A 13,533-nucleotide genomic window follows, 5' to 3' on the forward strand; every position below is an offset into this window, starting at 1 on the left:
AGATAGCCGCCGACTCTACAAAATCTAAGCTTCCGAGGGACGCCGATTGGGTTTCTCGGGATTTCGTACAGAGCCTACGGTCTGTTCAGATTTGCGGCCAAAGATACGGTCACGCAACAACTTGATCTGTTCTTTCAGATCGACGATATGAGCCTCGTATGCCTCTGCGGTTACCTCCTGACGGCTGAATGCCTCAAGCAACATTTGCTTGAGCAGAACAGGATCATCAGGGAGGTCTTCGGGCAAGGGTCGCATGCCCTGGATTATACCCGTCAGGCAACAAATCTTGGAGTCAAAACCTTGTGCGGACGGTTGCGCCACAGATCAAATCCGTCCAGTAACCAGTTCAGTTCCTGCACTGTCAGGACGATGGCTTCGTCCGCGGCGTCAGGAGAGGTTTGGAAGCGCTCGGACTCGAGGCGCTTAAGCCAAAGACAGAAGCCGTTGCGCTCCCAGTACAACACCTTGATGCGGTTACGGGCTTTATTTAGGAAGACGAAAAGGACGGGGTCGAACACGGCGACTTTGATGTCCAGCTCGACCAGGGCGGCCAGGCCGTCGATTGATTTTCGAAAGTCCACTGGCTTGGGGTAGAGGTACACTTTTTCCACTTGACTGTCGGGGCGCATCATAGCGGCGGACTCCAGAAAGAAATCGGGAGCGCAGCATCGGGTTTCAGTTAGTCGCTTGGAATGTGGCCTTCATGGAGCGGATACCTGCAACTGAACATGCGCCCGCGTAAGCGCTTCGATTTCAAGTGCCCGATCGAAGCCATGGCTATGCGGCATGATGCTCCAGCTTCAATTCAATAACTGCGTTGCACTCAGCTCCTGCAACCGCCAGGATTAAAACTCTGGAAATCCCCAGTTCTGAAGCGGAGAGACTTGAGAAAGAAACTCGAGATGCTCAATAGCTTTAACCTTCTGCAGATTCTGCAAATCTATTGAACCACCGAGAGCCAATGCAGGTACGAACCCATACATCTCATCACCTTTCAGTTTACCCAACGTATCCACTGCAGGTTTAAAGAGATGTTCCAAATCATTATGCTCGGCACTCATTGAAGCGAAAAATGCTTTTACCCCGAAGTCGAGCTTGCCTTCAGAAAATATTGACGTGCGGGTCGAAAAGCGAGACATATAAGCAGTAACGGTCAAACAATATCCACTTCTTTCACCCCATACATAAACAACTCCAAAGGCGCTACGCGCGATGACGTAGTAGTTGTCCTGCCTGATCAGACCGGCATCAGTCAACCATTGATTGAGGATATGCTCATAATCCTGGGGATTTACAGTCCAGAACAATCCATCTGCATACCCGCACCAACCATAGTCCTTCCAATACTCGATCAATTGTTCAGGCAGCTTATTTCGATATCGCTGAATACTCGACAACGGAACTTCATGCCTTTCTATTACAGGGCTAAAATTTTTTAGAAAAAAACCATAATGCTCATCCATTGAAACACCTCATTTACATCTTTCAAGTTTGGCACTAATTTTAGTGGTACTGCGAACGCCCTCAGGCACTGCGGTTGCCGCCGTGTCTAAGCCGGAAATACGGCTTGGCCATTGGGGGCCAATACTGGAGTTCACACGCCGGTCACCGAAGGTACTGATGATGTCCTTCCCTCCAGCAACCAGATCAGGGTTATGCAAAGCCGCTAACGTAGCCATTTTTTGCGAGGCCTTTTCTTTGGCTATGATCATGGCTTGATCAGGTAGAGCGCCGACCGATAATAATTCGTCGAAAAATTTGGTTTCCAATTCAAGGCTGAGCCCTCGACGTGCGTCCGCAGCGATTTTCGGATTTCTAGAACTCGCCTTCGTCGTAAACGCCTCTCGTCCTCTCAAATACTCAGCTACAGTCAGCTCATTCAGCCCTTGCTGCTGTCCTGCCAACTGCCGATCAAACTCCGGAATCTTACTGGCAGGCATGTTGCTAGCGTTGAAGCATGGCACTTTATGCTCTGGCATGACTAACGTTTTTTTTGCCCCAGGCCGGGATGAGTCGCGAGGTGGAGGCGGCGGTGATTGCTGTGGAGTAAATTTCCCGCTACGCGGTTCCGGTACTTGAAGGTCTGACCGCTTTTTCAGGGCATCCTCATGTTTGAGTATCCATTGCCCCAAACGAGCGCCTTTTGAACTTGTTCGCATCTCGTGGGCGAGTACTTGTGCGCCTCCTCGACCACGTGTGAGGTAAGCAACAATAGCTCCCAACAACAACACCACAACTTCCTCGTGCCCTTTTGAGATGTAATGGGATGCACGTTCTTGCGCAAATGGATCATCCGAGCTGAAAGGGTTTAACCCTTCATCACCGCGGGGGCCTTCCCACGCGATACTGATTCCTTCCAAGTAATATTCGCCAATTCGCGGTAAATCTTCGACAAAAAACTCGGCGACAGAAACCAAACCAAGCGCTGCCAACATCCACGTGCTAGCCTGCAAGCCCATAGCAGCCCCGGCAGCGCCAACAGGAATAGCGCCTACCCCCCCCCCAGCAAATGCGCCTATACCTGCTCCAATGCCCCCTCCGGTCACCACGCTACCAACAACAATCATCGCCATTTGGTTCACGACCCCCAACAACTCAGTAAGAATGCTGGAAATGTCGAGGTCGGCGAAGCGTTGCCTCAATGCGTCGGCAGCTTGCCATTCCGCTCGATTGAATGCACTCCTGACACTCTCTACGCGCCGAATATTTAGACCAATAGAAGGTACGTATTCATTGAGATAGCTGCGAAAGCGCCCTCCCCCTTGAAATCCCATTTCTCGGGTAACTCGATTCTCTATCTCGAACCATGAGGGTACGAAGTTCCATAGTGGCATTCGGTGTCTCCCTGACACTTCCGAACTGCAAACGAGAACCTACCGTAGAAGATTGAGATAGAGATGTCAAAAACACGATGTTTATAGACCTAAGACATATCTGAGGCCGCCGTTACCGCTCCCGTAAACAGTGAAATCAAGCTGAATGTGAGAATACAAGCAGCTACCCCTTTAACTGTAATTGCAAAACCCACAAATTACCGGTTTCCGGAAAGGACGCCTCCATGCAACGCATCGTCATCCTGGGCAACGCCGGCAGCGGTAAATCGACCCTGGCCCGTGCCCTCGGCCAGCGCCTGGAAGTGCCGGTGGTGCACCTGGATAAACTGTTCTGGGAACCCGACTGGACAGAACCGGATCCCGAGGCGTTCCGCACCCGCGTCAGCAGCGTAGTGGCTTCAGACGCCTGGGTTTGCGAAGGCAACTACGCACGGCGCACCTTTGATTTAAGGCTGCCCCGTGCGCAGCTGATCATCTGGCTAGATGCCCCACGCATGACCTGCTTTACCCGGGTGATCCGGCGCAGCCTGTTGAATCGACCGCGCGCCGATAAACCGCTCGGCTGCGAAGAAAAACTGGACCGGGCGTTTTTAACCTTCCTTAAGTTCGTGTGGACGTTTGACCGTGACTATCGCCCGTCCATCGACGCCGTACGCGTGGTCAAAGGGCCGCAAATTCCAGTCATCCATTTGCGTGGGGCTCAGCAGATCGCCGAGTTCATCGAGCGATTGCCGAGCAGCACCACGCTGCGTTGCTCGGACTCAGGGTGAACAAAGGTCGTCAGATTGATGTGCTCGTCCTCATTCTGGAACCGTCGATGCGCCCGATTGGCGAGTTCAGTTCAACGCCGAGTGATAACGACTTCCAGGTACTCACTGGGCACCACCAGCGACGAATCACCAGCCACATTTTTGTCATTGAGCAATTGCGTCAGATCATTTTCCAATGCACTGGCCGCATCACGTTGCAACGAAGCAAAGGCTTTGTGAACCGGGCCATACCAGGTCTTGAACACCTCGATGAAGTGTGCTGGCGAGCGATAGCGAAAGTTGAAGTGCTGACGGCTGACATCGATTGCACCGATGGTGTCGCCGAACAACTGCCGCAACTGCTCTTCGTCGCCCCACCGCGAAGGCGGCAGCGCCCCAGCAGGGGGTGGCACATGCCGGCCCAGCGTTTTGAACATTTGCCCAACGAAACCTGGTGGCGTCCAGTTCGCCAAGCCGATTCTACCGCCCGATCGACAGACGCGGGATAGTTCCCGCGCCGCTTGCGCCTGATCGGGGGCAAACATTACGCCGAAGGTCGAGATGACCGCATCGAAAGCGCCGTCGGCAAACGGCAACGCTTCGACATCGGCCACCTGGAATGCGACGTTCAGATGTTCGGCCCGTGCGCGTTCCTCACCGCGCTTCAACAACTCGGGCACGTAATCCGTGGAGGTCACCTGACAGCCGCGTCGTGCTGCGGCAAGGGTGGCGTTGCCGTTACCGGCAGCGACATCGAGCACCTGTTCATCCCAGCGCAAATCACAGGCCTCGGCCAATCGTTCGCCAACCAACTGCAAGGTAGTGCCAATGACAGCGTAATCGCCGCTGGCCCATGCCGCTTGTTGGCGCGCCTTCAACGCGTTCATATCCAGGGGTGTGCTCATGACGTGCACCTTGCTGTATGCGCGTGGCCGGCAGCTTTCTGGCGGTCAACGCGCCATCGTTGTTATTAAAGTGGTCAGGTTGGAATGGCGAGGTGAGCAACGACGCAGCTTCTCCCCAAGCCAGCGACTAGCTAAACGCCAACCTCGACAACCGGCAAGTGCTGGTGACAGGGGTGTAAGACGAGTTGGATACATGGGTATAGCCTTAGCGCATAATCAGTTGCGGGGGGGCGAGCGCTTCGCGGCCGATCGCAGTCTCACGACAGCGGCTACCAGGGGCCGATCACGACCGTATGTCACCCCCGGCTATTCTGGGCAAAGAACTTTGACGCATCGAACATTTCCGCACCGCACGCATGCAAACAGCGACGTGAGTCTAGTGAGCAAGTGATCGGTAGAGAAAATCGATAAACGCCAGCGTTCTTCTGTTGGGAATGTCTTTCGGATAGACCGCATACAAATCGACGCGTTCTTCAACCGCATCGCCCAGCACAACCTCCAACTCGCCCGCTTGTACGTGCGCCTGGATATCCCATTCGTTTTTGATAATGACGCCCTTGCCCTCCACCGCCCACTGGCGTAATACAGCGCCGTCATTAACCACCCGATCACCGCTGACCCTTACCGAAGACCGCACGCCGTTGACCACAAAATTCCATACGGACAGCGGTGCTCCCGAGCGCAACAACACCAGGCAGTTATGCTTGACGAGGTCGTCTGGGCGCGCGGGCCTGCCATGTTCCTGCCAATAGGCCGGCGCCGCGCAGACGACCCGTCGGCCGTTGATTAACAACTTGGCTTTGAGCCGCGAATCCTCCAACGGCCCACTGCGTATCGCCACATCGATCTGCTGCTCCAAGAGATTTTCGATGCCATCGCTGAACAGCAGCGTCAGCTGCACTTTCGGATGAAGCTGCATGAACGGATCGAGAATTGGCAGCACGCATTGATGGCCGAAATCATTATTGACGGTGATACGGATCGGCCCTTGCAAATCCTCCGATTGAGAAATGTCACCCAGCGTCGTCTCCCAGATATCGAACATCGCCCGCGCTGCCGATAACAACCGTTGGCCTTCATGAGTAAACGCCAATTTGCGCGTTGTCCGGGTAATCAAGCGCGCGCCGACACTGTTCTCCAACTGCTGAATCACCAAGGTCACCTTGGAGGCGGCAATGGCATGGGTGCGTGCCACTGCCGAAAAGCTACCCTTGTCAGCAATGTCGATCAGTAAACGCAGCGCAAATAACCTGTCCATTGTTTCTAATACTCGAAAATACTATTGCAGCCAGTCGAATTAAAGCGGCGAAACAATAACAATTATTCCGATTTCAAGAAATATGTTTTCGGCAGTGAGGCAATGATCATCAGCGCATATTGCTGCTAGATTGCGGACATCTCCTTCGACTATTGATGAGGCTTCATACCATGAAAATTGATTTGAGCGGCAAGATCGCGCTGGTCACCGGTTCGACCCTGGGCATCGGATTCGCCATCGCCAAAGGCCTCGCCAAAGCAGGCGCAGAGGTCATCGTCAACGGTCGCAAGCAACAGGCCGTGGACACCGCCGTCGCCGAAATCAAACAAGCCGTGGCCACCGCGAAGGTGAGCGGCGTCGTCGCCGATGTTGGCGATGCCGACGGTTGCGCGCAGTTGCTTGCGGTGGTGCCCCAGGTCGACATCCTGATCAACAATGTCGGCATCTATGGCCCACAGGATTTCTTCGAAACACCGGACGAGGTCTGGCAGCACTTTTTCGAGGTCAATGTCATGTCCGGGGTGCGCATGTCCCGTGCTTATGCCCAAGGCATGGTTGAACGCCAGTGGGGGCGCATTGTCTTCATCGCCTCTGAGTCAGCACTGAACATTCCGGCAGACATGATTCACTACGGTTTCAGCAAAACCGCCAACCTCTCGGTTTCCCGCGGGTTGGCCAAACGCCTGGCTGGGACTGGGGTAACGGTCAATGCCGTACTGCCCGGCCCGACGCTGTCTGAAGGGATGGCTGAAATGCTCAAGGATGAAGTGGCACAGAGCGGGAAGTCGCTGGAAGAATGTGCCGCAGCCTTTGTCGTGGCGCACCGTCCAAGCTCCATCATTCAGCGGGCGGCAACGGTCGACGAAGTGGCGAACCTGGTGGTGTATGTAGCCTCGCCCCAAGCCTCGGCCACCACCGGCGCGGCGCTGCGAGTCGATGGTGGCGTGGTCGACAGCCTGGCTTGAGCGGGGCAAGGGCGCAGCGGCGGTCAGCTCCCGCCGCTTGCGAAAAAGCTGTCAGCAGCAGGCAATGACTTGCTTGAGCATGCGTTTGAAGGTCTCGATCTGTTCCGGCGAGAAGTCGGCAAACACCCTGCCCTGTTGTTCTGAGGCGATGGTCCATAACGCTTCGGTCTGTTCGACGCCAGCGCCGGTCAGGCCGAAGCATGCTGCAGGCCGATCCTCGACCCAGCCTTTGCGCTTGAGAATATCCAGCGATTGTTCAATCTCGCGCATGGGCATCGCCACTTCGCGCTGCAGTCCTTGCATGTCCAGACCCGAATCGTTCTCCAGGACCATCAACATACGCGCTTCGCTGGTGCGCAAGCCGCTGGACAGCTGACGCGGCTGATAGTCAGCCTGGTAGCTACGCACCGCCTGGGTCATCAGGTAGTAGAGGTTGTGGCTCAGACGTCCCTGAAAAGCGCTTTTTTGCGCGCCTTCCGGGCGCGAAGCCAGACGCGGATGCGGCAACACCGAAGAATAGGCACCTTGGTGATACAGCAGTGGCGAGCGACCGAAATCGTCGAAAGCAATGACCTTGCCGATCAGAATCCAGTGATCGCCACCGTCAACCTGTTGATGCAGTTCACATTGAAAACGCGCGGCGCAGTCACTGAACAAGGGCGCGCCGCCAGCACCCTGCTCATAGGCGATGCCGGCAAATTTGTCGTCCTTGGGCCGTGCGAACTGGTTGGACAGGTCGATCTGGTCGGCGGCCAGGATGTTCACGGCAAAGTGACTGGCATCGTTGAACACTTCATAGCTGGTGGAGCGCTTGTCGATGCTCCAGAGAATCAGCGCCGGGTCCAGCGAAACCGAGTTGAAGCTGTTGGCGGTGACGCCGACGGTACGCTCGCCAACAGCGGCGGTCATGATGGTTACACCGGTGGCGAAATTACCCAAGGCACGGCGAAAGGCGCGCGGATCAAATTCCGCTTGTTGTGGGTGGTTCATGCTGTCCTCAGTGCCGGGCGAACCCGGCAGGTGAATGGGTGTGAAAGGCGGGTAGCTTCAGACCATGCTCGGATCAGGTTCGAGCCCCATCAATTCACGCCCGAGGATTTGTGTGCAGACGTCGTAGTCGGTATAGGCATGGGCAGCGGTCATATGCGAATCGCGCCACAAGCGCTGCAGCTCGTTGCTTTCCATCCAGGCGGTACCGCCCGCGGCCTCGAACAGGCGATCAACCGCCTGCACGCACATCTTCACCGCATAGGCCTGGTTGGTGCGCCAGAACGCCAGGGTTTCCCGGCTCGGATAAGTTTGGCGCTCGCCGTGATCCGCGTGGTCTTGCCAGGTTTTCTCGAGAAAGGCCCGCGCAGCAGCCACTTGGTGGGTGGACTCGGCCAGGCGCATCAAGGCAGGCGTCGCCACGCCAACGTTGACACCGGTGTAGGCGCGCACGCGATTGCGGGTTTTTTCCTTGAAGGCCTCGAGCATGCGCTCGGCGATGCCCAGGCCGATAGTGGCAAAACCGCTGGCGAAATACGGCCGATAGGGGCTGTAGAAGATCTTGCTGTCCGGATACAGACCGAACCCGGCAGACTTGCCTTCCATCATGTCCTTGGCTTTCTGAATGCGGTGCTCAGGCACGAAGACATTGTCGATAGACAGGGTTTTCGTCCCACTGCCCTTCATCCCCATGGCGTACCAATCGTCAAGAATTTGATAGTCGCTGCGCGGCAGTACGGCGAAGCAGTAATCCTGGGTGCCTTCGGCGTTCAGACGGCGGCAACCGACAATGGCCCATTCGGCGTGATCACTGCCGCTGCTCCAGCCCATCTGGCCGCTGAACATCACCCCACCTTCAACCTCCTCCACCTTGCCGAACGGCGCAATCGAACTGCTCGCCGTGGCATCGGGATTTTCGCCCCAGATTTCGTCCTGCAGTTGCTTGGAGAACATTGCCAGTTGATGACTGTGGGTGCACAGCAAGCTCATGGCCCAAGCGGTGCTGGCACAGGCTCCGGCCAGCAAGGCAACGTAGTCACAGAACTCCGGCAGGGAGATCTCCAGGCCACCAAAGGCTTTGGGCAGGAAGGCACGGTGCAGGCCAATGCCTTTGAGCATGGCAATGTTCTCGGCCGGGACCATGCGGTCCTGTTCGGCTTTCGCGGCATTGGCGGCGATGGCAGGGAGAATTTCCTTGAGTGCTTCAAGGAGCGGGGTTGGCTTTTTCATTGTTAGCGACCTTGTTGTTAGATATTCGCTTGGCTGGCCGGACCTAAGAGCAGGCTGCCTGCCAGTAGGCCGTGTTGCGGGTTCAGGGGTGTCCCGAGCGGCACTGACAGCTGAATTATGCGCAGCCAGGGCGGTGGCCAAAATGGACATTCCGAACTGTGCATTGCACTTTTCATGGCCTTTGCAGGTTTCGCGCTGATTACCGCCGTCGCGTTACGAAAAAATTGTTAACAAGACAACGAAACACTTACCATAGCCCTTCCCATTCGGCACCGGAACCGCTCTTCGTCATGCGTCACTGGCCCCGTTCCATGCGCGCCCTGCGCCACCGTAATTTCCGCCTGTATTTCATCGGCCATGCGATCTCCACGCTCGGTACCTGGATCCAGCAGGTGGCTTTGTCCTGGCTGATCTATCGCTTGACTGACTCGGTCGCCCTGCTCGGCCTGACCACCTTCGCCGCGTTGATCCCGCAATTGCTCGTGGGCCCCTTTGCCGGCGCGTGGATCGACCGGCATGACAAACGTCGGCTGCTGATCATGGTCGAAACCGCGCTCGCTTTGCAGGCGCTGGTGCTGGCAGGGTTAACCGCCACTGAGCAGATTGGGCCAACGCTGATCGTGACCATGGCCGCCCTACTTGGCGTGCTCAACGCTGTCGATACGCCGTTACGCCAGTCGCTGCTCAGCCAATTCGTCGACGACCGTGCGGACCTGCCCAACGCCCTGGCACTCAATGCCCTGTTGTTCACCCTCTCGCGCTTCATCGGCCCGCCGCTGGCCGGTTTGCTCTTGGCGCTGGTCAGCGAGGCGTTCTGTTTCACCCTGAACGCGGTGTCCTATCTGGCCCTGGTGATCGGCTTGGCGAGTGTGCGCCTGCGCGCCTCGCCACGTGCCAGCGGCTCGTTTGCCAATGTCTTCAGTGAGGGCCTGCGTTATGCCCTGGACAACAAGCAGGTCAAACAGCTAATGCTCACGGTGATGGTGGTCAACCTCACCGCTTCCAGCTATGTGGTACTGCTGCCGGTGTTCGCCCGTGACATCTTCGCTGGCGATGCCAGCACCCTCGGCTGGCTGTGGGGCGCGGCAGGGCTCGGTTCGCTGGCCTCGAGCATGGTGCTGGCGACCAATCACAGCACCACCCCACTGGCGCGTTTGGTGCTTGTCAGTGCCGCCAGCAGCGCGCTGGCGATGGTGCTGTTCGCCGCCAGCAGCCAACTCTGGCTATCCCTGACTGCGATGGCGGTGCTTGGGTTCGGCATCACGCTGTGCAACGTCGGCACCAATATATTGCTGCAGAGTGATGCACCCGAGGCGTTACGTGGCCGAGTGGTGGCCCTGTACACCTCGACCCGCTTCGGTTTCGATGCGATCGGCGGTCTGCTCGCCGGGCTGCTGGCGGCTCGCCTGGGTGCGCCGGCGGTGCTGCTCGGTGCCGGCGCTGTGCTGATCGCCTACATCGCCTGGGCTGCACGCCGGCCTGACGTCAGGCGCGCGTGAGGCGAAAGGCCAGGAAGGCGCCGACACCGGCGCCCCCCACTACCAGCCCCATTGGCCAGGGGCTGCCGTCATACAAGGCGCCAACCATGGCGCTGGCCAAGGTGCCCAGGCCGAACTGCATCGCCACCGCCAACCCCGCTGCCGCGCCGGCCTGACCGGCAAAGATCGACATCAGGCTGGCCAGGCAGTTGGCTGCAATCAAGCCAGTGACGCTGACAAACAACAGGACACAGAGCACCAGCGCTGGCAGCCCTCCCGCGCCGCTGCCAGTACAGAGCAACAGCGCCAGGCCCGAACCGGCCGCCAACCGGGCACCGAAGCCCAGCATGCGCTGGGAACCCAGGCGCCCGACCAGGCGTGCATTGAGCAGGCTCATGCCCATGATCCCGCCAATGTTCAGGGCGAACAGCCAGGCGTAGTGCTGGGGAGACACGCCGAAGTACTGGATATAGACAAACGGCGAGGCGGTGATGAACGCAAACATGCCAGCGAAGGTCAGGCCCATGCAGAGGATGTAACCCAACGCCTGCGGATTGCGGACGATTTCGGCATAGGCCTTGAAGGCGTTCACCAGCGAGGTACCGCGAGCCTCGGCTGCGTGGGTTTCCGGTAGGTAGCGCAGCACCAGCAACAGACACAGCCCGGCGAACCCCAGCAAGACCATGAACAGCATGCGCCAACTGCTCAGCAACATCAGGTAGCCGCCCAGCACGGGCGCGACCAGGGTGGCGATCATGGTTACCTGCTGCATCAGCGACAGTACCCGCGCGGCTTCATTGAGCGGGAACAGGTCACGCACGATCACCCGCGCCAGCACCGACGCGGCGGCACCGCCCAACGCCTGGATCAAGCGCCAACCGATCAGTTGGCCTGGCCCGCTGGCCATGGCGCAGCCGAGGCTGGCAAGCATGTACAGAACGATTCCAGCCAGCAGCAGGCGACGCCTGCCAAAACGGTCGGACAACGGCCCGTAGAACAGCATGCCCAGGCTGAAGCCGGCCAGGAACAGGCTGATGGTCAGTTGCACCTGTTGTTCGCTGGCCGCCAGATCAGTGGCTATCAGCGGCAAACTGGGTAGGTACATGTCGATTGATAGCGGACCGAACGCCACCAATGCAGCAAGCAGGATGATCAGCCGGTACGGTTGGCGAGTGATAGACAAGGACTCTCCGGATCTTTGATTTGAAAGATTTTCACGCTCAAGCGTCATAAAAAAGCCACCCGAAGGTGGCTCAAGGAGCAAAAAGCAGATTCAGAACGTCAGCAACCACAGGCTCAAGCCTGGGAACGCGACCAACAGGGCAATACGCAACAGGTCCGAGCACAGGAACGGCACAATGCCTTTGGCCGTTTCACCGTAAGGCACATCGCCGGCCGTGCGCTGGACGATGAACAGGTTCATGCCAAGCGGCGGATGGATCAGGCCGATCTCCACCACCATCAAGGCAAGGATGCCGAACCAGATGGATTTGTCGGTCTCGCTCATGCCGAAAAAATCCAGGCCCATGATCATCGGGTAGAAGATCGGAATGGTCAGCAGGATCATCGCCAGCGAATCCATGACGCAGCCCAGCACCAGGTACAAACCGAGAATGATCAGCAGTACCAGCATCGGCGCCAAACCACTGCCAATGACCCAGGCCGCCAGCTCACCAGGCATCTGCGTCAGAGCCAGCCCGGAGTTGAGCAGGTCGGCACCGAGCAGCACGAGGAAGATCATCGCCGTGGTTTCTGCCGTGCCCAACATGCTCGCGCGAAACCCGCTCCAGCGCATACCGCCCTGCCACACCGCCAGGATGCCGCAGGCCGCGGCGCCAATCGAGGCAGCCTCGGTAGGGTTGGCCCAGCCACCATAAATGCCGACGATCACCACCAGAAACACACCGATCACCGGTGACACGCTGACCAGTGCCTTGAGCCGTTCAGCGGCCGAAGCCTTGGGCGATACAGTGGCCTGGCTCTCATCACGGGAAACCATGATACGCAGAACGATCATGTAGCCAATGATGGCCACCACGCCTGGCACGATGGCCGCGACAAACAGCTTGGCAATCGACTCCTGAGTCAGGACGGCATAGATAATCAGCGGTACCGACGGCGGAATCAAAATCCCCAAGGTGCCACCGGCAGCCACGGTGGCGGTCGCCAGACGCCCGGAGTAGTTGTGGCGGCGCAGCTCCGGCAGCGCCACATGACTCATGGTCGCGGCGGTCGCCAGCGACGAGCCACAGATGGCCCCGAAACCGGCACAGGCACCGATCGCCGACAAGCCCATGCCGCCTTTCCAGTGGCCGATAAAGGCCGCGGCGCAACGGAATATTGCGCGAGATAAACCACCATGGGTGGCGAACTGCCCCATCATCACGAACAGCGGGATCACCGCCAGGTCGTAGTTGGACAGGCGCGAATAGGCCAGGGAGTTGAGGGTGAACAACAGGCTCGACAGATCACCGTCATTGATTGCCCAAAAGCACGCCGCGCCTCCGATCAGCATGGTGACGCCAATATGCACCCGCAGCAGCAACAGCCCCGTGGTGATGCCCAGGGCAATCAGCCCCAATACCAGACCGCTCATGAACGCCTCCCGGCTTTACGACAGATATCCTGCACACGCGCCAGGGCGCACAAGCCCAGCAGCACCAGGCTGGGCACGATCAGCAACAACGGAATCCACAAGGGGAACGCCAACAACGTGGTGGTCTCGCCGAACGCGTGGCTTTCGAGCATCTGCAGCCAGGTACGCCAGGCCAGAATCCAGGCCGCCGCACAGCACAACAGATGACCGATGCAATCGAGCGTGTTGCGGACGCCGGCCGGCAGCCAGGACGTCAGCGCATCGACCTTGATGTGCGTACCACGCAGTTCGCACAACGGCAGGAACGCCGCGATCGCAATGGCCGCGCCGACCTCCACCAGCTCCATGTCACCGCGCACCGGCATCGAGAACAGCTTGCGGCCGATGATCGAGACCATCGACATGGCAATCAGACCAATCAACAGCAGGCCGCCGGCCATGGCAAAGCCCTGAGTCACGTATAACAAGGTGCGACGCACCCACCCACGATGCTGTCCGGCATCAAACGTTATGGTCAGAGACTCCTGCATG

Annotated in this window: 13 protein-coding genes and 1 pseudogene; 3 read left to right on the plus strand and 11 right to left on the minus strand. The window is 58.0% G+C overall.

Features of this window, described 5'->3' with window-relative positions; translation table 11 throughout:
* Positions 1-75: 75 nt before the first annotated feature.
* The 4 genes and pseudogenes from ACQRAX_RS00005 to ACQRAX_RS00020 form a co-directional block, all read right to left on the minus strand.
* A pseudogene (locus ACQRAX_RS00005) lies at positions 76-255 on the minus strand (IS66 family transposase); the annotation flags it as partial.
* Positions 256-272: 17 nt separating this feature from the next.
* Positions 273-632: an IS66 family insertion sequence element accessory protein TnpB gene (tnpB, locus tag ACQRAX_RS00010; protein ID WP_412037789.1), complete on the minus strand. Its 360-nt coding sequence runs from the start codon at positions 630-632 to the stop codon at positions 273-275.
* Positions 633-845: 213 nt separating this feature from the next.
* Positions 846-1,463, minus strand: coding sequence for a GAD-like domain-containing protein (locus ACQRAX_RS00015; protein WP_412037788.1), 618 nt, complete (start codon positions 1,461-1,463; stop codon positions 846-848).
* 9 nt (positions 1,464-1,472) lie between these two features.
* Positions 1,473-2,834 carry a DUF6861 domain-containing protein gene (locus ACQRAX_RS00020; RefSeq protein ID WP_412037787.1) on the minus strand — a complete coding sequence of 454 codons (1,362 nt, stop codon included), beginning with the start codon at positions 2,832-2,834 and terminating at the stop codon, positions 1,473-1,475.
* Positions 2,835-3,058: 224 nt separating this feature from the next.
* On the opposite strand from ACQRAX_RS00020, the gene ACQRAX_RS00025 reads away from it, so the two are divergent.
* Entirely contained in the window at positions 3,059-3,604 is a 546-nt protein-coding gene (locus ACQRAX_RS00025) for an AAA family ATPase (RefSeq protein ID WP_412037786.1), read from the plus strand.
* A 71-nt stretch (positions 3,605-3,675) separates the two neighbouring features.
* Here ACQRAX_RS00025 and ACQRAX_RS00030 read toward each other — a convergent pair whose 3' ends face one another.
* Entirely contained in the window at positions 3,676-4,488 is an 813-nt protein-coding gene (locus ACQRAX_RS00030; RefSeq protein WP_412037785.1) for a class I SAM-dependent methyltransferase, read from the minus strand.
* 376 nt (positions 4,489-4,864) lie between these two features.
* Positions 4,865-5,746: a LysR family transcriptional regulator gene (locus tag ACQRAX_RS00035; protein WP_412037784.1), complete on the minus strand. Its 882-nt coding sequence runs from the start codon at positions 5,744-5,746 to the stop codon at positions 4,865-4,867.
* A gap of 170 nt (positions 5,747-5,916) precedes the next feature.
* Between ACQRAX_RS00035 and ACQRAX_RS00040 the strand changes: the two genes are divergently transcribed.
* Positions 5,917-6,711, plus strand: a complete 795-nt coding sequence (locus tag ACQRAX_RS00040; RefSeq protein ID WP_412037783.1) for an SDR family NAD(P)-dependent oxidoreductase — start codon at positions 5,917-5,919, stop codon at positions 6,709-6,711.
* Between the two features lie 51 nt (positions 6,712-6,762).
* Here ACQRAX_RS00040 and ACQRAX_RS00045 read toward each other — a convergent pair whose 3' ends face one another.
* Together ACQRAX_RS00045 and ACQRAX_RS00050 are read right to left on the minus strand one after the other, a co-directional pair.
* Positions 6,763-7,701, minus strand: coding sequence for a p-hydroxyphenylacetate 3-hydroxylase reductase component (locus ACQRAX_RS00045; protein WP_412037782.1), 939 nt, complete (start codon positions 7,699-7,701; stop codon positions 6,763-6,765).
* 57 nt (positions 7,702-7,758) lie between these two features.
* On the minus strand, positions 7,759-8,928 hold the full coding sequence (locus ACQRAX_RS00050; protein ID WP_412037781.1) for a p-hydroxyphenylacetate 3-hydroxylase oxygenase component: 1,170 nt from the start codon (positions 8,926-8,928) through the stop codon (positions 7,759-7,761).
* 290 nt (positions 8,929-9,218) lie between these two features.
* Between ACQRAX_RS00050 and ACQRAX_RS00055 the strand changes: the two genes are divergently transcribed.
* Complete coding sequence (locus ACQRAX_RS00055; RefSeq protein WP_412037780.1) at positions 9,219-10,427, plus strand: MFS transporter; 1,209 nt, start codon at positions 9,219-9,221, stop codon at positions 10,425-10,427.
* Here the strand turns inward: ACQRAX_RS00055 and ACQRAX_RS00060 are convergent.
* From ACQRAX_RS00060 to ACQRAX_RS00070, 3 genes are all read right to left on the minus strand, one after another.
* Complete coding sequence (locus tag ACQRAX_RS00060; RefSeq protein WP_412037779.1) at positions 10,414-11,589, minus strand: Bcr/CflA family multidrug efflux MFS transporter; 1,176 nt, start codon at positions 11,587-11,589, stop codon at positions 10,414-10,416. The two genes, ACQRAX_RS00055 and ACQRAX_RS00060, sit on opposite strands and share 14 nt — an antisense overlap.
* 90 nt (positions 11,590-11,679) lie before the next feature.
* The gene (locus ACQRAX_RS00065) at positions 11,680-13,002 is read right to left on the minus strand and encodes a TRAP transporter large permease (protein ID WP_412037778.1); all 1,323 of its coding nucleotides are present in this window, start codon (positions 13,000-13,002) and stop codon (positions 11,680-11,682) included.
* Positions 12,999-13,532 carry a TRAP transporter small permease gene (locus ACQRAX_RS00070; protein ID WP_412037777.1) on the minus strand — a complete coding sequence of 178 codons (534 nt, stop codon included), beginning with the start codon at positions 13,530-13,532 and terminating at the stop codon, positions 12,999-13,001. The genes ACQRAX_RS00065 and ACQRAX_RS00070 overlap by 4 nt, the downstream gene beginning before the upstream one ends.
* Position 13,533 lies beyond the last annotated feature (1 nt).

Origin of the sequence: Pseudomonas sp. UM16, assembly GCF_050312595.1 — a bacterium.
Classification (GTDB): Bacteria; Pseudomonadota; Gammaproteobacteria; order Pseudomonadales; family Pseudomonadaceae; genus Aquipseudomonas.